The sequence below is a fragment of the Geodermatophilus sp. CPCC 205761 genome (assembly GCF_051383655.1).
Taxonomy (GTDB): Bacteria; Actinomycetota; Actinomycetes; order Mycobacteriales; family Geodermatophilaceae; genus Geodermatophilus.
Window position 1 is genome coordinate 1 of the sequence record NZ_JALPKQ010000050.1, and the last position, 17,858, is coordinate 17,858.

18 protein-coding genes are annotated in these 17,858 nt (G+C 74.0%); 3 read left to right on the top strand and 15 right to left on the bottom strand.

Going from position 1 to position 17,858, the window contains the following annotated elements; all coding sequences use genetic code 11:
* Positions 1 to 1,597 (bottom strand): sacsin N-terminal ATP-binding-like domain-containing protein (locus MY526_RS22625; protein ID WP_436705133.1); only part of this gene is annotated, 1,597 nt, incomplete at its 3' end.
* 134 nt (positions 1,598 to 1,731) lie between these two features.
* Here MY526_RS22625 and ppk2 point away from each other — a divergent pair.
* Positions 1,732 to 2,664, top strand: coding sequence for a polyphosphate kinase 2 (gene ppk2, locus MY526_RS22630; RefSeq protein ID WP_436705134.1), 933 nt, complete (start codon positions 1,732 to 1,734; stop codon positions 2,662 to 2,664).
* 67 nt (positions 2,665 to 2,731) lie between these two features.
* Here the strand turns inward: ppk2 and MY526_RS22635 are convergent, their stop codons facing one another.
* From MY526_RS22635 to MY526_RS22665, 7 genes are read right to left on the bottom strand one after another with little or no spacing between them, the layout of a single operon-like run.
* Entirely contained in the window at positions 2,732 to 4,069 is a 1,338-nt protein-coding gene (locus MY526_RS22635; protein ID WP_436705135.1) for an ABC transporter substrate-binding protein, read from the bottom strand.
* Complete coding sequence (locus MY526_RS22640) at positions 4,066 to 5,322, bottom strand: branched-chain amino acid ABC transporter permease (RefSeq protein ID WP_436694890.1); 1,257 nt, start codon at positions 5,320 to 5,322, stop codon at positions 4,066 to 4,068. The genes MY526_RS22635 and MY526_RS22640 overlap by 4 nt, the downstream gene beginning before the upstream one ends.
* The gene (locus MY526_RS22645; RefSeq protein ID WP_436694891.1) at positions 5,319 to 6,245 is read right to left on the bottom strand and encodes a branched-chain amino acid ABC transporter permease; all 927 of its coding nucleotides are present in this window, start codon (positions 6,243 to 6,245) and stop codon (positions 5,319 to 5,321) included. The genes MY526_RS22640 and MY526_RS22645 overlap by 4 nt, the downstream gene beginning before the upstream one ends.
* Positions 6,246 to 6,258: 13 nt before the next feature.
* Positions 6,259 to 6,975, bottom strand: a complete 717-nt coding sequence (locus MY526_RS22650; protein WP_436694892.1) for an ABC transporter ATP-binding protein — start codon at positions 6,973 to 6,975, stop codon at positions 6,259 to 6,261.
* The gene (locus MY526_RS22655; RefSeq protein WP_436694893.1) at positions 6,968 to 7,816 is read right to left on the bottom strand and encodes an ABC transporter ATP-binding protein; all 849 of its coding nucleotides are present in this window, start codon (positions 7,814 to 7,816) and stop codon (positions 6,968 to 6,970) included. Before MY526_RS22655 ends, MY526_RS22650 begins: the two co-directional genes overlap by 8 nt.
* A 4-nt stretch (positions 7,817 to 7,820) precedes the next feature.
* Entirely contained in the window at positions 7,821 to 8,807 is a 987-nt protein-coding gene (locus MY526_RS22660) for a hypothetical protein (RefSeq protein ID WP_436705136.1), read from the bottom strand.
* Positions 8,808 to 8,838: 31 nt separating this feature from the next.
* Positions 8,839 to 9,516 (bottom strand): nuclear transport factor 2 family protein, encoded by a 678-nt coding sequence (locus MY526_RS22665; RefSeq protein ID WP_436694895.1) that lies wholly within the window; start codon positions 9,514 to 9,516, stop codon positions 8,839 to 8,841.
* Positions 9,517 to 9,889: 373 nt separating this feature from the next.
* On the opposite strand from MY526_RS22665, the gene MY526_RS22670 reads away from it, so the two are divergent.
* Positions 9,890 to 11,083 (top strand): cytochrome P450, encoded by a 1,194-nt coding sequence (locus tag MY526_RS22670; RefSeq protein WP_436705137.1) that lies wholly within the window; start codon positions 9,890 to 9,892, stop codon positions 11,081 to 11,083.
* Positions 11,080 to 11,793, top strand: coding sequence for an SDR family NAD(P)-dependent oxidoreductase (locus MY526_RS22675; RefSeq protein ID WP_436705138.1), 714 nt, complete (start codon positions 11,080 to 11,082; stop codon positions 11,791 to 11,793). Before MY526_RS22670 ends, MY526_RS22675 begins: the two co-directional genes overlap by 4 nt.
* 55 nt (positions 11,794 to 11,848) lie before the next feature.
* On the opposite strand, the gene MY526_RS22680 is transcribed toward MY526_RS22675, so the two are convergent.
* From MY526_RS22680 to MY526_RS22710, 7 genes are read right to left on the bottom strand one after another with little or no spacing between them, the layout of a single operon-like run.
* Positions 11,849 to 13,963 carry an acyl-CoA dehydrogenase family protein gene (locus tag MY526_RS22680; RefSeq protein ID WP_436705139.1) on the bottom strand — a complete coding sequence of 705 codons (2,115 nt, stop codon included), beginning with the start codon at positions 13,961 to 13,963 and terminating at the stop codon, positions 11,849 to 11,851.
* Complete coding sequence (locus tag MY526_RS22685; protein WP_436705140.1) at positions 13,960 to 14,973, bottom strand: amidohydrolase family protein; 1,014 nt, start codon at positions 14,971 to 14,973, stop codon at positions 13,960 to 13,962. Before MY526_RS22685 ends, MY526_RS22680 begins: the two co-directional genes overlap by 4 nt.
* A complete protein-coding gene (locus tag MY526_RS22690; protein WP_436694900.1) occupies positions 14,970 to 15,377 on the bottom strand; it encodes a RidA family protein in 408 nt (135 codons plus the stop codon). The genes MY526_RS22685 and MY526_RS22690 overlap by 4 nt, the downstream gene beginning before the upstream one ends.
* Positions 15,374 to 16,012, bottom strand: coding sequence for an RraA family protein (locus MY526_RS22695; RefSeq protein WP_436694901.1), 639 nt, complete (start codon positions 16,010 to 16,012; stop codon positions 15,374 to 15,376). Before MY526_RS22695 ends, MY526_RS22690 begins: the two co-directional genes overlap by 4 nt.
* Entirely contained in the window at positions 16,009 to 16,671 is a 663-nt protein-coding gene (locus MY526_RS22700; protein WP_436705141.1) for an RraA family protein, read from the bottom strand. Before MY526_RS22700 ends, MY526_RS22695 begins: the two co-directional genes overlap by 4 nt.
* A gap of 17 nt (positions 16,672 to 16,688) precedes the next feature.
* Positions 16,689 to 17,363, bottom strand: a complete 675-nt coding sequence (locus MY526_RS22705) for an RraA family protein (protein ID WP_436694903.1) — start codon at positions 17,361 to 17,363, stop codon at positions 16,689 to 16,691.
* Positions 17,363 to 17,827 carry a MaoC family dehydratase gene (locus MY526_RS22710; RefSeq protein ID WP_436694904.1) on the bottom strand — a complete coding sequence of 155 codons (465 nt, stop codon included), beginning with the start codon at positions 17,825 to 17,827 and terminating at the stop codon, positions 17,363 to 17,365. The genes MY526_RS22705 and MY526_RS22710 overlap by 1 nt, the downstream gene beginning before the upstream one ends.
* Positions 17,828 to 17,858 lie beyond the last annotated feature (31 nt).

The following is a 17,858-nucleotide window of genomic DNA, read 5'->3' on the forward strand; positions in this document are numbered from 1 at the left end:
GGGCGGCCGGCGGCGCCGCGGCCTCGGGTGCGGCCACCCGCAGCCCGAGCGCGCCGAGCCGCGCCACCGGCAGCCCCTCGTCGGGCAGCAGCACCCCGGCCGGGCCGTGCGCCGTGCGGCCGTCGGCCAGCGGAACCGGCAGCGCGGCGAGCTCCTCCCGGTCGATGCCGTCCAGCGCCGCGTACAGCTGCGCCCACCACGCCGGCGGCCGGTCGACGCCGCGCACCGCCTCGACGGCCTCGGCGGTGCTCACCCGGTGGACGCCGAGCGCGGCGAGGGCCGGCGCGTCGGTGCGGCGGGACCAGTCGGCCGGGAGCAGGCCGGGCAGCACGTCGGCGAGCGCGGCGACCCGCTCCTCGCTCGGCTCGGTGAGCACGGCGGCCCGGTCCGGTCGCCGGCGCTCGCGGTCGTCCCCGGCGACCGGCAACCAGGCGGTGTCGCGCAGCCGCGCCAGGGCCGCGGTGCCCAGGGCCGCGTCGAGCTCGGCGGCGGCCAGCCCGACGCGGGGCACGAGCGCGAGCACCGCCCGGTCGGCCGGGAGCCCGGTGAGCAGGTCGGCGTAGGCCGCGGCCGCGACGGCGACCAGCGCGTCGGTCACCGGCCCCGGCAGCACGTGCCGCCGGTCGGGCCCCAGCGGGAACGGGGCGACCAGGCGGGCGGGCAGGGTGAGCGGCTCGTCGCTGGGCGTCGGGCCGTGCACCCGCTGCGGCAGCGGCAGCGGCACCGGGCAGCCGTCGTCGTCGAGGGGCACCGCCCAGGTGACGGTGTAGGCACGACGGTCGCGCTCCTCCACCGGCCGGTCGGCGAGCAGCTCCGGCGCCAGCTCGCCGGAGCGCCGGGCCAGCCGCCAGGTCGTCGTCCGGGCGCCGTCGGTGAGGTCGGCCGCGTCGTCGCCGTGCCGCACGGCCAGCGAGCGGGTCGCGCCGTCGACGACGACGTCCACCGCGGCCAGGCCGGGCAGCGCCAGCAGCAGCTCGGCCTCGAACTCGTCGAGAGCGGCCCGGACGGCGGCCCGCGCGCCGGCCCGCAGCGGCAGCACGACCTCCGTGGCGAACCCCTCGGGCGGGCGCCCGTCGGCCGGCCAGGGCAGTCGCAGCACCGGCACCCCGCCCTCGCGGCGGGCCAGCTCGCCGCCGAGGGCGGGCACCGCGGCCACCTCGGCGCGGGTGCGGGCCGCGCTGAACGCGACCCCGCCCGAGATCGAGTGCACCGCCGGCTCGTCGCTCACCGCGAGGACGGCGGCGAAGCCGACGCCGAAGCGGCCCACGGTCGCGGCCTCGTCGCGCTTGGCCGAGGCGCGCAGCGAGGCCAGGCCGGCCACCCCCGCGGCGTCCAGCGGAGCGCCGGTGTTGGCCGCGCGCAGCACCTCGCCACCGGCCCCGTCGACCGCCAGCTCCAGCCGCAGCCGGCCGGGCACCTCCGCGCGGGCGGCGGCGTCGGCGGCGTTCTGGGCGAGCTCGACCAGCAGCCGGTCCCGGTAGCCGCCGCGCACGAGGTCCTCCTCGGCGTTGGCGTCCTCGCGGAAGCGGGCGGGCGAGTCGGTCCAGGCGGCGAGCACCCGCCGGCGCAGCCCGGCGGTGTCGAAGGGGTCGGACACGCCGGTCAGCATGGCAGCGGGGCTTGAGGACACCCCGTGGCCGGGTACCAGGACCTGCGTGAGCGAGCTTGCGAGCTCACCAGAAGACACAGCAGCGCCGCGAACGCGGCGACGAGCGCCAGCGAGGAGCCTGCGTGAGCGAGATCGACGTCTCCCGGTACCGGCTGAAGGCCCTCCCCGACGACCAGTCCGACGAGGACTGGGACGACGACGGCGAGCTGTACGGCCCCGACGGCCGGCGCGTGGACACCTGGCGGGAGGGCTATCCGTACGCCGAGCGGATGCCGCGCCGGGAGTACGAGCGGGAGAAGCGGAGGCTGCAGATCCAGCTGCTGCGGCTGCAGGGCTGGGTGAAGGACACCGGCCAGCAGGTGGTGATCCTCTTCGAGGGCCGGGACGCGGCCGGCAAGGGCGGCACGATCAAGCGCTTCACCGAGCACCTCAACCCGCGCGGCGCCACGGTGGTCGCGCTGGACAAGCCCTCGGAGCGCGAGCAGACCCAGTGGTACTTCCAGCGCTACGTCGCGCACCTCCCCGCCGCGGGCGAGATCGTGCTGTTCGACCGGTCCTGGTACAACCGCGCCGGCGTCGAGCGGGTGATGGGCTTCTGCACCGACGAGCAGTACGAGCGGTTCATGCGCCAGTGCCCCGAGTTCGAGCGGATGCTCGTCGACAGCGGCATCCACCTGGTCAAGTTCTGGTTCTCGGTGTCCCGGCGCGAGCAGCGGACCCGCTTCATCGTCCGGGCGATCGACCCGGTCCGGCAGTGGAAGCTCTCCCCCACCGACCTCGCCTCGCTGGACAAGTGGGACGACTACACGGCGGCCAAGGAGGCGATCTTCGCCGTCACCGACACCGACCACGCGCCCTGGACGGTGATCAAGAGCAACGACAAGAAGCGGGCCCGGCTGGAGGCGCTGCGCCACGTCCTCTGCTCACTGCCCTACGCGGGCAAGGACGAGGCCGTCGTCGGCCGGCCGGACCCGAACATCGTGGTCGCCGCGGCCGACGTCCTCGAGTCCGACCGGGAGGCGCTGGAGCGGGAGGACCTCGTCCCCGCGAGGTGAGCCCGGGGATGACGACGGGGCCGCCGCCGGAGGATCCGGCGACGGCCCCGTGAGGGGTGCGTCGGGGTCAGCCCTGGCCGATGATCGCCGCGCTCTCGCCGGAGTAGTCCCACTCGCCGACCGACTCCCAGCCGCCGGTTTCCACCGAGTAGGCGCCCATCTCGCCGGACTCCACCGCGTACGGGTCCTCCGGACCGCTGGTGACGTTCTGCGGGTTGATCATGAGCGGCCGCTCCATGTCCATGTTCCAGGCGGCGTTCATGACGTTCGCCCGGGTCAGGCCACCCTCCAGCTCGACGGCGTCGCGCAGGTTCTGCACCATCATCACCGCGAAGTTGTAGCCGTCGAGCGCGTTGCCGAACTGCGCCGCCTGCGACTCGCCGGCGGCCTCCATGTCGGCCAGGTACTCCTGCACCGCCGGGTCGTCGGCCCAGCGCGGGTCGGTCGGGTCCTTGCGGAACAGCGGGACGACGGCGCCCTCGCCGGCCGGGTCGGACGGCGTGACCCACTGCCCCGCCGCGTTGGCCGAGGAGTTCAGCACGACCAGGCCGTCGTAGCCGGCGCGGGCCAGGCCGGTGAGGAAGCCCGGCGCGTAGTTGGGCAGCGCCTCGAGCACGATGGCGTCCGGCTCACCGGCGACCGCCGCCGACACCTGGGCGTCGATGTTGGTCGATCCGGCCGGGATGGTCTGCGCCTCCTGCACGGTCAGCCCGGCCTCCTCGGCGAGCGCCGGGAGGGCCGTGCCGAAGTCCTCGGCCAGCGCGTCGGAGCCCTTGATCTCGGCGACCGTGCCGTTCGGCACCTGCTCGGCGATGTAGTCGACGATGGCCTTGGCCTCCACCGGCGCCGGCGGGATGCCGTTGATCGTCCACTCGTGCTCCTCCGGGTCGGCGAAGGCCGCCCCGGTGGTGATGGACCACAGCTGCGGCACGCAAGCCTGCTCGTAGATCGGCTGCGTGGCGCTGATCTGCGGGGTGCCGATCTGCGACAGGTTGACGAATACGGCCTCCTCGCCGACGAAGGCCTGCGCGTTGGTGACCGCGCGGGCGGCGTCGAAGGCGTCGTCCTTGACCACCAGCTCGAGCTGGTGGCCGTCGATGCCACCGTCGGCGTTGACCTTCTCGATGTAGGCGTTGAAGCCCGAGACGTTCGCCGCGCCGGCCACGGCCAGCGGACCGCTCAGCGGCTGGCTGGTGCCGATCCGGATCGGCTCGCCCTCGGCCAGCTCGGTCGTGGCGTCCTCCGGGCAGGCGGAGGTGTCCACGACGAACTGGCCCTCCTCGTTGGTCTGCCCACCGCCACCGCCACCGGAGCTGCCCTCGCTCCGGGTGTCCCCGCAGGCGGCGACCCCCAACAGCAGCAGGCCGGCGCTGGCCAGCGCCATCGAGCGGGACGTTCTCGTCATCGAGTTCTCTCCTCCTGGCCGGAGCCACGGACTGAGGGCACACCCCGGGCGGGCTGCCCGGGGTCGGGGGACGGGTCGTGCTGGGACGGGTGGTGCTCGGCAGCGGGCCGCAGCGGCCCGCCGATGGCCGGCGTCGGGCCGGCCAGTCCGCCGTCGGGCGCGCCCGGCGTGGTGTCGCTGCCCGAGGAACCCGCCACCGTCGCGGCCTCGGGCGGGACGATCACCAGGAAGCGGGTGCGAAGCCGGGTGAGCAGCGGCACCAGGCCGGCGGGCACGAAGTAGATGAAGACGATGAGGATGACGCCGTAGATCACGTTGGCGAACAGCCCCGGCTGGTCGGTGAGCTCGCGCAACAGCGGGATCTGGCCGGCCCACTCCGCCGTGTAGTACGGCAGGAAGACCATGGCCAGGCCGCCGATCCAGGCACCGGAGACGGTGGCGGCGCCGCCCAGCACCATCGCGGTGATGAACAGCAGGGTGATCGTGAAGCCCACCGTCGTCGGGCTGACGATCGGCGTGGTCAGCAGGTAGAGCGAGCCGCCGATCGCGCCGAACAGGGCGCTGACGGCGAACGCCACCGTCTTCACCTCCGCCGGCCAGACGCCCGAGATCGCCGCCGCGGTCCCGTTGTCCCGCAGCGCGACCATCGACCGGCCGACCCGGCTGCGGACCAGACCGGTCGCCAGCCAGAACAGCACCCCGGCGATCGCCGCCATGACGAGGAACATCCAGCCGCGGTCGGAGACGTCCAGGCCGAACCAGCTCGGCTTGTCCCAGGCGATCCGCACGGTCTTGCCCGCCACGCCGCCGGTGCCCAGCGCGATGCCGACCGGCTGGCTGACCACGACCGGGAAGGCGACGCCGACGGCGAGGGTGATGACCGCGAGGTAGAGGCCGTGCAGGCGCAGGGCCGGGACGCCGACGACGAAGCCCAGCGCCAGGCCCAGCAGCGCGGCCACCGGCACGGTCGCCGCCCAGGCCCAGCCGTGGTCGGTCACCAGGATCGCCGTGGTGTAGGCGCCGATCCCGAAGAAGGCGCCGTGACCGAGGGACACCTGACCGGTGAAGCCGGTGACCAGGTTGAGGCCCAGCACCGCCACCGCGTAGGCGATCACCAGGCTGAACTGGCCGATCCGGAAGTCGCCGGCCAGCAGCGGCAGGGCCAGGACGACGAGGACGGCCAGCAGCAGGCCGCTCCCCTGCCAGACGCGGTGGGCCCGCGAGCCCTCGCGGACGACGCGTGCGGTGCTCACACCCGCTCCAGGGTCTTGGTCCCGAACAGGCCCTGCGGCCGGACCAGGAGGACGACGAGGACGACGACCAGCGCGATGACCAGGCTCAGGTCGCCCTTGATGACGGTGAACAGCCCGGGCACGAAGGCCATGACCAGCCCGAGCACCAGGCCGCCCACCGCCGCCCCCGGGACGCTGTCGAAGCCGCCCAGGGTCGCCGCGGCCAGGCCGAAGATGAGGATCGCGCCCATCGAGTTGAAGTCCAGGGCGCCCGCGGTCTCCGCGACGAGAGCGGCGGCCAGCGTGCCCAGCGCCGCGGCGATGCCCCAGCCGAACATGTACATCCGGCCGACCGGGATGCCCATGACCTCGGCGGCCTCGCGGTTGGCCGCGACCGCCCGGTAGCCCAGGCCCAGCTTGGTCTTCTCCAGCAGCAGCCAGAGGCCGAGCAGGAGCGCGACCAGGACACCCAGGACCCCCAGCGACACGTGGGTGACGAAGAACGGCGGGGCGCCGCCGATGACGTCGATCTTGTCCTCGATGCCACCGGGGAACGGCCGGGGCGGGGCTACCGGCTGGGTCCCCCAGATGATGGCGACGCCTGCGTTGATGATCAGGAAGAGCGCCAGCGTGGCGAGGATGACCGGGAAGATGCCGCGCCGCTCCAGCGGCCGGATCAGCCCCCGCTCCAGGCCGGCGCCGAAGGCGAAGGACAGGACCATCGCGATCGCGATCGCCGGCCAGACGTCCACGCCGTTCCGGATCAGCTCGAAGACGGCGAAGGCGCCGAGCGTGGCCATCTCGCCCTGGGCGAGGTTGATGTGGCTGGTCGTCTTGTAGACCAGCACGATCGCCAGCGCGACCAGCGCGTAGAGCGCACCGTTGGTGAGCCCGCCGGTGAGCAGGGTGAGCAGGTAGGCGGGGTTGTCGATGTTGGGTGACACGTCGGCGGTCCCGTCAGTAGCCCAGGTAGGCGCGGCGCATGTCCTCGTTGCCGCGGACCTCGTCGGCACTGCCCGACAGCACGATGGACCCGGACTCGAGCACGTACCCGCGGGAGGCGAAGGACAGCGCGAGCTCGGCGTTCTGCTCGACGATGAGCATGGAGACGGACTCCTCGCGGTTGATGGTCTCGAGCTGGGCGAACAGCTCGCGCGTGATGATCTGGGCCAGCCCCAGCGACGGCTCGTCGAGCAGCAGCAGCCGCGGGCGGGCCATCAGCCCGCGGGCGATGGCGAGCATCTGCTGCTCACCGCCGCTCATGCCGCCGGCCAGCTGGGTGCGGCGCTCGGCCAGCCGGGGGAAGACGCCGTACCAGCGCTCCATGTCGGCCTCGATGCCCTTGGCGTCCCGGCGGTTCCAGGCCCCGACCCGCAGGTTCTCCTCGACGCTCAGGACGCCGAAGACCCCGCGCCCCTGCGGCACGTGGGAGATGCCCTGCCGGACGATCCACTCGGTCGGCCGCCCGGTCAGCTCGGTGCCGCCCAGCCGGACCGACCCGCGGGTGCCGACCATGCCGCAGATCGCGCGCAGCGTGGTCGTCTTGCCCGCGCCGTTGGCCCCGAGGAGGACGACGACCTCGCCGTCGCCGACGGTCAGGTCGAGTCCACGGAGCACCTCGACGGCGCCGTAGGCCGCGTGCACGTCCGACAGCTGCAGCAGCGGCTCAGCCACGGTGCCGCCCGCCCGTCGTCCCGGCGTCGTGGACGTCGCCGCCCAGGTAGGCCTCGATGACCGCCGGGTCGCGCTGCACCTGGGCCGGGGTCCCGTCGGCGATCCGCCGGCCGAAGTTCAGCACCGTCACCCGGTCGCTGACGCTCATCACCATCTTCATGTGGTGCTCCACCAGGAGGACCGACAGGTCGAAGTCGTCGCGCAGGCCGCGGATCACCGCGCCGAGCTCGTCGACCTCGGAGTGGGTGAGGCCGTTGGCCGGCTCGTCGAGCAGCAGCAGCTTCGGGCGGGCGGCCATGGCGCGGGCCAGCTCGATCCGCTTCATGGTGCCGAAGGGCAGCCCGGCCACCGGGCGCAGCGCGAGGTCCGCCAGGCCCAGGCGCTCCAGCAGCGCCATCGCGTCGGCGCGGGCGGCGGAGTCGTTGCGGCGGGTGCCGAGCCGCAGTGCCGACCGCACCCAGCCGCCCGAACCTCGCGAGTGCGCGCCGACGGTGATGTTGTCCAGCACCGTCATCGACGGGAACAGCGCGATGTTCTGGAACGTGCGGGCCACGCCCACCTCGGCGATCCGGTGCGCGGGCAGCCGGAGCAGGTCGGTGCCGTCGAGCAGCACCCGGCCGGAGCTCGCCTCGTACACGCGGCTGACGACGTTGAACATCGTCGTCTTGCCGGCGCCGTTGGGTCCGATCAGCCCGCAGATGCTCCCCCGCGACACGTCGAAGGAGAGTCCGTCGAGGGCGACGACGCCGCCGAAGCGGACGCTGACGTCCTCCACCCGCAGCAGCGGCGCCGCGCCGTCTCCCTGCTGCCGCGGCGTGGCGGCAGCCGTCGCACCGGTCATCGGGTCACTGCCACCGGAGGAAGCCCATGCCGCAGCCGGTGCCCGCAGCCGTGCGGTAGCACGGGGCGTACTCCGACCACGCGACCGCGCGGTCGTGCATGGCGCCGGCGACGGCGACCCAGTTGCGGATCTCCGAGGAGCCGGCGTTGAGCAGCTCGTCGGGGATGGTCCGCAGCGACCCGGCGTCCCGGTCGGCGATGCCGTCGAGGACGCGGCGGTCCAGCTCCTCGTCGACGACGAAGTGCGACAGCCCGCCGGAGGCCACCAGCACCACCCGGGCCTCGACCGGTGAGGCCTCGATGGCCGCGCCGAGGGCCACCCCGAAGTCGTAGCAGCGCTTCGCCGACGGCTGGTTGGGCGGGTAGTAGGTGTTCAGCATGACCGGCACGACCGGGACGTCGGTCCGCTCGCCGAGCAGCCGCTGGATGATGAAGCCGTAGGCGTGCCCGAACCCGTGGCCGGGCGGCGTGCTGGCGATGCTGGCGACGTCGAACTCGCGGGCCACCAGGCCGCGGATGGCGTCGAGGGCCAGCTGGGGGTGGCCGTCGAACTTGTGGACGGCGTCCATCGCGTAGCCGGTCTTGACCGCCTCGAAGAACTCCCCGGGCGGGGCGCCCTCCATCGTCCCGGTCTCCCAGCTGTCGCCCCAGAAGACGGCCATCGACGGCTGGTTGGTCGCGTCGAAGACCTCCTCCTGGTCGTCACCGATGACCACGAGGACGTCGGGCCGCAGCTCGGTGAGGTCGGCGGCGAGCCGGTCCATGCCCTGCACGCAGGCGGCGTAGCGCTGCTCCCACACCTCGTCGGTGAGCTGGTCGGCGTACCGCTCCCCCACCGCGGCCGACAGCTCGTCGAAGGTGACGTGCCGGCCGGAGGTGTCGTGCAGCTCCTTGTTGGTGCGGTCCTGGGCCGCCCGCTCCCGCCAGAGGCGGGGGTTGGTGAGCAGCATCGGGCTGTGCGAGGTGCCGATCGCCCCGACGATGGTGGCCATCAGTGCTCCCTGGGATCCGTGTCGCCGGCGGTCAGTTCTGGACCTGCTTGCCGGTCACCGGGTGCACGTAGTGGAACGGCATCGTCTCGGTGTGCGGGAACATCTTCCAGTCGTCGACGATCTCGTCGGGACCGTGCGGGTCGTTCGGGTAGGTCTCGGTCAGGTAGCCCTCGTACTCGACCGGGGAGCGCGACCAGCCCTTGTCGAAGTCGCCCTGCCAGAACGACCGCATGTTGAGGACCCTGATCCGCCACTCGCCGTCCTGCTTGACGTACTCGTTCTCGTAGATGCCGCCCTCGAACCACTGGCGGAAGCCGGGCACGGTCTCGTGCGTGCCGGCCTGCATCACCGAGCGGAAGCGGGCCTTGGCGGACTGCCCGTCCTCCGACAGCGTGATGATCCCCTGCATCTGCGGGTGGTCGAGCAGGCGGCCGTAGCGCGGCCCGTTGTGGCCCTCGGCGAACTTGGTCATGAAGCGGCCGGTGTAGAGGCGCTTGACGCCCTCCTTGCCGTGGAAGACGCCGTGCAGGAAGTGCACGCGCGCCCCCTCGTCGGCGAACAGATCGACGACCTCCTCGTAGTACGTCTTGTCGAGGTAGTAGCCGTACGTGTACTGGAGCCGCCGGATGGCCTCGATGTCCTCGGCCCGGGCGACCCGGTTCTCCAGCTCCGCGATCCGCGCCTCGAGGGCGGCCACCTGGTCAGTCATCTCGCTCCTCCGCGTCGTCTCCGCCAGCACCGCCAGGGTTCGGCGGGGGCATGGCGAAGGTATGCGTGACGGTGGTCACCGTCAAGAATGCGACAAACGTTTCCGCGTGGCGCAAGGACGGTGGCCGATCCGGGGCCTCCGGTGCGGGGGCTCTCGGCGACAAACTCGCAGCTCAGACGCGTGCGAACGGCGGTCGGACCACCCGTTTCTGTGGCTCCGGTCTCTTGAGTCGCTTCCTTGACGGGAGGCAGGGACAGTGCAAGTCTCCGACCGATCGCCCGCCGGGCCGGCACCGCCGGTGCGCCGGCGCGTGCGGCGCCGGGCACGGCCCGGCCGACGGGCACCGGGGCCCGGCCGAGGAAGGGGACGACACATGCTGATCGACGCCGCCGCGAGGCTCGAGCCGGAGGCGCTGCGGTGCCCCTTCCCCGGCTACGCCGAGCTGCGCGAGCGCGGGGTGACCTTCGTCGAGGCCGCCAACGCCTACCTGGTGACCCGCGCCGACGACATCGACGCCGTGCTCCGCGACCACGAGACCTTCAGCTCGCGCAACGCCATCGGCGCGCCGCCGATCCCGCCGGACAGCGAGATGGCCAAGCGGGTGCCGTTCCTGCTGCTGTCGGACGAGCCGGAGCACTCCGAGCGCCGCAGGCTCGTGCAGCGCGCGTTCACGCCGAGCCGGCTGGCGAAGTTCGAGCCGCGCATCCGGGAACTGTGCACCGCCCTGGTCGAGGACATGCGCGGGCGGACCGAGGTCGACTTCATGGCGGAGTTCGCCGTTCCGCTGCCGATCGCCGTCATCACCACCGTCCTGGGCGTGCCGGACGAGGAGACCGCCTCCTTCCGCCGGCTGTCGGAGGAACTGGCCGCCACGGTGGGCAACCACGCCGCCGACCCGGCCGACATCGTGCGCATCGCCAAGGAGTTCGCCGACCTGCTGGCGCCGTCCCTGGAGGCCGCCGCGGCCGCCGAGGAGGAGGACACGATCCTCCACACGATCGCCGCCGCCGAGCGCACCGCCGGGCTGCCCCGGCACGACTCGACCCGGTTCGTCATGGAGCTGCTGATCGCCGGCAACGTGACGACGACCGACCACCTCGGCAACAGCATGGTGCTGCTGGCCGGCGACCCCGAGCTCGCCGACCGGTTGCGCACCGACCCGGCCCGGCTCTCCTACTTCATCGAGGAGTCGCTGCGGCTGGAGTCCCCGATCCAGGGGCTGTTCCGCATGACCACCCGCGACACCGAGGTCGGCGGGGTGCCGATCCCCGCCGGCTCCCGCGTGCAGGTGATGTACGGCTCGGGCAACCGCGACGCCGCCCTGGTCGAGCGCCCGGACGAGCTGGACCTGGCCCGCCGGGCGCCCTCGGCGCACCTGGCCTTCGGCAAGGGCGTGCACTCCTGCCTGGGCAACATCCTCGCCCGGCTGGAGAGCAGGGTGGCACTGGAGGCCCTGCTGGGCAGCACCACGCGGATCGAGCTGGCGGTCGACCCCGACGGCATCGACTACCTGCGGAGCTTCGTCAACCGCGGGCCGCAGGCCCTGCCGCTGCGCCTGACGTGGTGACCCCGGCGACCGCCGTCGTCACCGGCGGCGCCCGCGGCATCGGCCGGGCGCTGGCCGAGCGGCTGCGCGCCGACGGCCACCGGGTCACCGTCCTCGACGTCGTGGAGCCGGACGACGCCGCGACGACGGACTGGGTGCGCTGCGACGTCACCGAGCCCGACGAGCTGCAGGCCGCCATGACCGACGTCGCCGAGCGGGCGGACGGGGTCGACGTCCTGGTGAACAACGCCGGGCTGATCTCACCGCGCCGTCCGTACCTGGAATCGGGCAAGGACGAGCTGCTCCGGTACCTGACCGTCAACGCCGTCGGGTACGCACTGGCCACCCAGGCAGCCCACCCGTGGCTGGTCGCGAGCGACCGGGGGTGCGTGGTCAACGTCGCCTCGCGGACCTTCTTCACCGGCAGCCCCGGGCAGCTGGCCTACGTCGCGAGCAAGGGCGCGGTCATCGGCATGACCCGGGTGCTGGCCAAGGAGCTCGGCCCGGCCGGGGTGACGGTCAACGCGGTCATGCCCGGGCAGGTCGCCACCCCGGGCACCGAGCAGTACAACTCGGAGGAGGACTTCGACCGCACGATGGCCCAGCAGGCGATCCGGCGGCGGGTCCGGCCGGAGGACCTCGCCGGCCTGGTCTCGTTCCTCTGCGGCCCGGACGCCCGGATGATCACCGGCCAGACGATCGTCTGCGACGGCGGCGGCTACCTCCACTGACCCCGAGGGCCCCTGAGGGGCAGAGATGGCCATCTCTGCCCCTCACGGGACGACGTCAGCGGGGCAGGCCGAGGGCCCGCGCGACCAGGTTGCGCTGGATGTCGTTGGTCCCGCCCGAGACCACCATCATGATCGACAGCCGCAGGGACTCCTCGAACGTCTGCGGCGCCCCCGCGTTGGGCCCGTCGGCCAGCGCCGCGGCCGGGCCGAGCAGCTGGAGCACCGCCACGCCGAGGTCCTCCTCGAGCTCGCTGCCGATGATCTTGGCCATGGCGGCAGCCGCGGGGTCGCTGCCCGCCTGCAGTGCCCGCCGCGTGCTGGACGCGACCAGTGCCCGGGCCGCCTGCAGCCGCACCGCCAGCCCGGTGAGGGTCGCGCGGGCCGCGGACCCCCGCTCCCCGGTCGCCGCCGGGTCGGCCCGCAGGACGCCGAGCAGGTCGTCGAACAGCCGGAGCAACCGGGCCGTTCCCGAGGCGATGTGGATCCGCTCGTGCGCCAGCGCCTCGGTGAGCACCCGCCAGCCCGCGCCCGGCTCGCCGATCCGGGCCGAGTCCGGTACCCGCACGTCGTCGAAGAACGAGGAGCAGGAGATCTCCCCGCCCAGCGACCGGTGCTCCTGGATGCTCCAGCCGGGCAGCCCGACCGGGAAGCAGAACACGGTGATCCCCGCGTGCGCGCGCGCCTCGGGGTCGGTGCGGGCGGCCAGCCAGATCCACTCGGCCGTGTGCGCCCCTGTCCCCCACATCTTCTGCCCGTTGACCACCCAGTCCTCGCCGTCCCGGCGCGCGCCGGTGCGCAGGTGGGCGAGGTCGGACCCGATCTCGGGCTCGGAGTAGCCCAGGTAGAACGGCATCCGCCCGCGGCTGATCAGCGGCAGGAACTGCGCCCGCTGCTCGGGACTGCCGTGCGCCGCGATCGACGGGCCGAGCATCCCGGCCGCCACGCGGGACTGCCGCGCCAGCCCGGCGTAGGTGAGCTCCTCGCCGATCGCCACCTGCTCGGCGGGGTCGGCACCGCGGCCGCCGTACTCGGCGGGCAGCCCCGGGGCGAGGTAGCCGGCGTCGGCCAGCAGGTCGAGCAGGGCCGGGTCCTCGCCGGTGAGCCCGGCCGGCACCCGCTCGGCGACGAAGGCGCGCACCTCGGCGCGCGCGGCCTCGGCCTGCTCCCCCAGGTCGAGCGGCGGCAGGCCGGCGCCGGGTTCCAGCAGCAGGTCCGCCGGCTCCCCGGAGGCGGCCGGCAGGGCGGCCAGCCGGGTGACGTCGGCGTGCACCCGGCGGAACAGCCACGGCGCCGCGTGCTCCTCGAAGTACCCGACGGCGGCGAGCGTGTGGTGCGCCCCGAACTGCACCCGGGCCGCGGTCGCCGCCGCGTGCGCGACGGCGAGCTCGGCGGCCAGCACCCAGGCCGGGTCCCCGTCGACGCCGAGCCGCACGGCCTCCTCGGCCAGCGCGGCGAAGGCGGCGACGTCGATGGCGCCGTTCACGCAGCGGTGCGAGACCGCCTGGAACGCGCCGATCGGGCGGCCGAACTGGTGCCGCAGGTTCGCGTGCTCGAGCGCCATGTCCGCCGAGCGCGCCGCCGCGCCGTACGCCCGCGCGGCCAGGGCCAGCCGGAGCACCGTGCGGGCGGCCCCGGCGTCCCCGGCGGTCACGGGCACGGTCGCCGCACCCTCCAGTGTCACGTCGACGTCGGACCAGGCCGGCGCCGGCGTCCCGGCGGTGGGGCGGACGGCGGCGACCGGGGCCAGCCGGATATCGCCGTCCCCCGCCGGGAGGAGCAGGACGTGCGTCGCCGCTCCGGCCGCCTCGACGAACCGGACCGTGCCGCCGGAGACCGACTCCGCGGCGGCCACGACCGGCCGGATCCGCCCCTCGGCGACCGACTCGGCGAGCTCGCCGCCGAGCAGGCGGGTCGCGACGTAGGCGTCGGCGAGCGGCAGCGGGCAGGCCAGCCGGCCGAGCTCGCCGGTGACCGCGATCAGGGCGTCGAGGGCACCTTCGCCACCGAGCTCGGTCCAGCCCTGCCGGACGGCGATCTCCCAGGCCGCCCGCAGCGCAGTGTCGCCGGCCTCGGGACGGCCCGCGGTCTGCGGCGCGTCCCAGGCCGGGGCCAGCGCACCGGAGACGGTCGCCCGCAGGTCGGCGAGCTCCTCCGCGGCGAGCGCCGTCATGCCGGCTGCGGACCCTTCCAGCGGCTGAACACCTTCCGGGCGTTCTCCTCGAAGACCCCCCGGCGGTCGGCGTCGGTCAGCGCCCCGATGCCCTCGATGACCGGCTTGAGGTCGTCGAACGGCCGCCCGGTCGCCGGGTCGGTGACCGAGCCGCTGCCCGGCTTCTCGGTGCCGAACAGGCAGCGGTCGGCGCCCACGGTCTGGAACAGGTAGGCCAGCGACGCCTGGTTGTAGAGCACGGTGTCGAACCACAGCCGGCGCAGCGACTCCTCGAACCGCTCCTCGAGGGCGTCCTTGCCCAGGCCCGGCGCGAGGCGGGCGGCCTGCCAGCGGCCGATCTGGTAGGGGATCGAGCCGCCGCCGTGGCCGACGATGATCTTCAGGTCGGGGAAGTCGAGGAACGTCCGCGAGCGCATCAGCGAGAGGACGGCGATCGACTCCTCGGTGATGAAGTGGTCGCTGTAGACCTCGCGGCCGTTGTAGCAGCCCGCGGAGTGGATCAGGGCCGGCACGTCGAGCTCGACCAGCTTCTCCCACAGAGGGTACCAGAACTCGGAGCCGAGGGTCGGGGTGTCGCCGCCGGTGCCCTCGTACGGGTCGGGGTTGAGGCTGACGCCGATGAAGCCGAGGTCCTCGACGGCGCGGGTCAGCTCGTCGAGGCAGGACTGCACCGGCGCTCCGGCGCACAGCGGCAGGCCCGCGACCCCGGCCAGCCGGTCCGGGTGCAGCGCGACCGACCTCGCGATGACGTCGTTGTTCGCGCGGATCCAGCGGTGCACGATCTCGGCCGGCTTCGCCGAGTGCATCTGCTGGAACGGCCGCGGCGAGATGAACTGCACGTCGGTGCCGACGCCGTCCATGATCGCCACGTTGGCCGCGGCCGCCTGGGCCAGCGCCTCGTCGGTGATCTTCGGCGGGTCCTGGTGGTACCCGCCGCTGCCGAGCAGCTGGGCGCGGTAGGCGTAGAACACCTCCGGCGCGACGACGTGGGCGTGGGCGTCGATGATCACGGGGTCTCCTCGGTTCCGGGGTCGTCGGTCACGTAGGCGATGACCTCGCACTGCACGTGGAAGGCCGGCGGCAGGTCGCCGGGCACGGTGTGCCGGGCCGGCCGGCCGGCCGGGTCGGGGAACATGGCGAGCCAGTGCTCGTCGATCGCGGCGCGGGCGGAGCGGTCGCGCACGTGGAACGTCAGCTTGGCGACGTGGTCGGTGGTCGCCCCGCCGGCCTCGAGCACCCGCCGCACGTTGGCGAAGACCAGGGCGACCTGCGCGGCGACGTCGTCGGGCAGGTCCCCGGTGACCGGGTCCTGGCCCAGCACGCTGCTGGAGACCAGCAGCGGCCCCACCCGGCAGGCCATCGGGATCGGCACCCCGCCGTGGTGCAGCCCCTCGACCTCGATCGACCGTCTCATCGCGCGCCTCCCGGCAGGCCGAAGAGCTCCAGCGTCGTGGCACCCGCGCGCAGCTGCGCCATCACGCCGGCCTCCTCGCGCTCGCGTGCCTCGCCGGCGGTGACGGCCGCCTCCGCCTGGTCGGCCGGGACGACGACCACCCCGTCGGCGTCGCCGACGACGAGGTCACCGGGCGAGACGTGGACGTCGCCGAGGCGCAGCCGGCCGCCGAGAGCGCCCGGTCGCAGCGGGTCCTTGACCGTGCCGCGGATGCAGGTGCCGGTGCTGAACACCGGGAAGCCGAGCCGCTGCATCTGCACCGCGTCGCGCACGCAGCCGCTGATGACCAGGCCGGCGATGCCCCGCTCCTGGGCCGCGGTGGCCATGATCTCGCCCCAGTAGCCGAAGTCCTCCCCCGTGCCGACCTCGGCGACCAGCACCTCGCCGGGGGCGGCGGCGTAGATCGCGCGGTGCAGCCAGAGGTTGTCCCCGTCGGGGCACAGCACGGTCGCGGCCGGGCCGGCGATCGGCGGCTGCTCACGGTACAGGGCGCCGATCGACGAGGGCAGCGCCCCGATCCGCCCGGCCGCCTCGTGGACGGTGGACGCGCCCAGGTGCGCCGCCCGCGCGACGAGGTCTCCGTTCCAGCCGCTCACCGGTTCTCGCTCGCGCGCTGCAGCTCGTGGTAGCCCTGCGCGGCACGCGCCTCGCGCAGGCTGCTGCCGGCCAAGGCGGCGGCGAGGATGGCGCCCTCGCGCTCCTCGATCTCCCGGGTGATCGCGAGCACCTCCTGCTCGTACTCGACCGGGACGACCACCACGCCGTCGTCGTCGCCGACGAGCAGGTCGCCGGCGCGCACCCGGATGCCGGCGACGCTGACCGGCGCGCCGACGTCGGAGACGGTCACCCGGTCCTTGCCGGTGCGCATGAACCAGCCCCGGCTGTAGACCGGGTAGCCGATGTCGCGGGCCCGGTGCACGTCGCGGCAGACGCCGTCGATGACGGTGCCGGCGATGCCGCGCTGCGAGGCGACCGCGGTGAGGATGTCCCCCCAGACGGTGCAGTCCTCGCGGCCGCCGTTGTCGATCACGACGACGTCCCCCGGGGGGACGTCGTCGACGAAGTCGCCCACGGTGCCAGGCGGCCGGCCGGTGGCCACGTACCGGACGGTGAAGGCCCGCCCGAGCAGCCGCTGCCCGGGCGCCAGCGGCTTGACGCCCTGGCAGGCGGCGGGCAGGGCCAGGCGGTCCATCGCGTCGGACAGCGCGGCCGTGGGCAGCCCGGCGAACTCGGAGACGGGCAGCGGGGCACTCATGGGGCTCCTGGTCTGGGTCAGCGGGGGCTGGGGAACTGCGAGTCGTGCATGACGTCGACGACGGAGCGCCCGGAGCGCACCGCGGCGACCATGTCGCGCTCGCGGGCGGCGATCCGCTCGGCGAGCTCGACCACCGGCTCGGCGAGGTCCGCGGGCACCACGACGGCGCCGCACACGTCGGCGACGAGCAGGTCGCCGGTCCGCGCCGGGACGCCGCAGACGGTGATCTCCTCGTCCATGCCCAGCTGCACGATGCGGCCGCGGGCGCTGGTGGGGACGACGGCCCTCCCGAACACCGGCAGCCCGAGCTGCTCGCTCTCGCCGATGTCGCGGCAGGCGCCGTCGATGACGATGCCGGCGATCCCGGCCTGGGTGGCGGCGGTGCTGAGGATGCCGCCCCAGGAGGAGACGTCGGTGCGGCCGCCGGCGTCGACGAGGACGACGTCCCCGCGTTCGGCGGTCTCGATCAGCCGGGTGCCGAGGTGGACGGTGGGTCCGGACCCGGGCTCCCGGGGGCCGACCCGCAGCGTGCGGACCCGGCCGACGACGACCCGGGGCACCGGCCACAGCGGCCGCACCCCGGAGAGGACCCCGGCGCGCCCGTAGCCGTCGAGGGCGTCGGAGAGCGCGCAGGTGTCGAGGGCCGCCAGCCGGGCCGGCAGCGTGGCCGACCCGGCCGGCGAGCCCGACATCAGACCAGCTGCCGGACGACGCTGGCCGCCACGCACGCCGGCTTGGGCGAGCCCTCGACCTCGAAGGTGACGGTGGTCAGCACCTGCACGCCGCCCTTGATGTCGGTGACCTCGTCGATGCTGGCCTTGGCGCGCAGCTTGGCGCCCACCGGCACCGGGGAGGGGAAGCGCACCTTCTCCAGGCCATAGTTGACGCCCATGCCGAAGCCGGTGAACTTGTACAGCTGCGGCAGGAAACGCGGGATCAGCGACAGGGTCAGGAAGCCGTGCGCGATCGGGCCGCCGAACGGGCTCTCCTTCTTGGCGCGCTCGACGTCGACGTGGATCCACTGGTGGTCACCGGTGGCGTCGGCGAAGAGGTTGACCATCTCCTGGGTCACCTCGACCCAGTCGGTGGGGCCGACCTCCTTGCCGACCATGCTCTTGACGCCCTCGACGCCGTCGACGGTGATGGGGGTGGTCATGGGTTCTCCTCGTTCTGCGGGGACTGCCGGA

Coding starts and splice junctions, on each gene's coding strand:
- MY526_RS22655 (WP_436694893.1), bottom strand. CDS start 7,816: ATGACCGGTGCGACGGCTGCCGCCACGCCGCGGCAGCAGGGAGACGGC.
- MY526_RS22665 (WP_436694895.1), bottom strand. CDS start 9,516: ATGACTGACCAGGTGGCCGCCCTCGAGGCGCGGATCGCGGAGCTGGAG.
- MY526_RS22690 (WP_436694900.1), bottom strand. CDS start 15,377: ATGAGACGGTCGATCGAGGTCGAGGGGCTGCACCACGGCGGGGTGCCG.
- MY526_RS22635 (WP_436705135.1), bottom strand. CDS start 4,069: ATGACGAGAACGTCCCGCTCGATGGCGCTGGCCAGCGCCGGCCTGCTG.
- MY526_RS22660 (WP_436705136.1), bottom strand. CDS start 8,807: ATGGCCACCATCGTCGGGGCGATCGGCACCTCGCACAGCCCGATGCTG.
- MY526_RS22700 (WP_436705141.1), bottom strand. CDS start 16,671: ATGAGTGCCCCGCTGCCCGTCTCCGAGTTCGCCGGGCTGCCCACGGCC.
- MY526_RS22670 (WP_436705137.1), top strand. CDS start 9,890: ATGCTGATCGACGCCGCCGCGAGGCTCGAGCCGGAGGCGCTGCGGTGC.
- MY526_RS22680 (WP_436705139.1), bottom strand. CDS start 13,963: ATGACGGCGCTCGCCGCGGAGGAGCTCGCCGACCTGCGGGCGACCGTC.
- MY526_RS22710 (WP_436694904.1), bottom strand. CDS start 17,827: ATGACCACCCCCATCACCGTCGACGGCGTCGAGGGCGTCAAGAGCATG.
- MY526_RS22705 (WP_436694903.1), bottom strand. CDS start 17,363: ATGTCGGGCTCGCCGGCCGGGTCGGCCACGCTGCCGGCCCGGCTGGCG.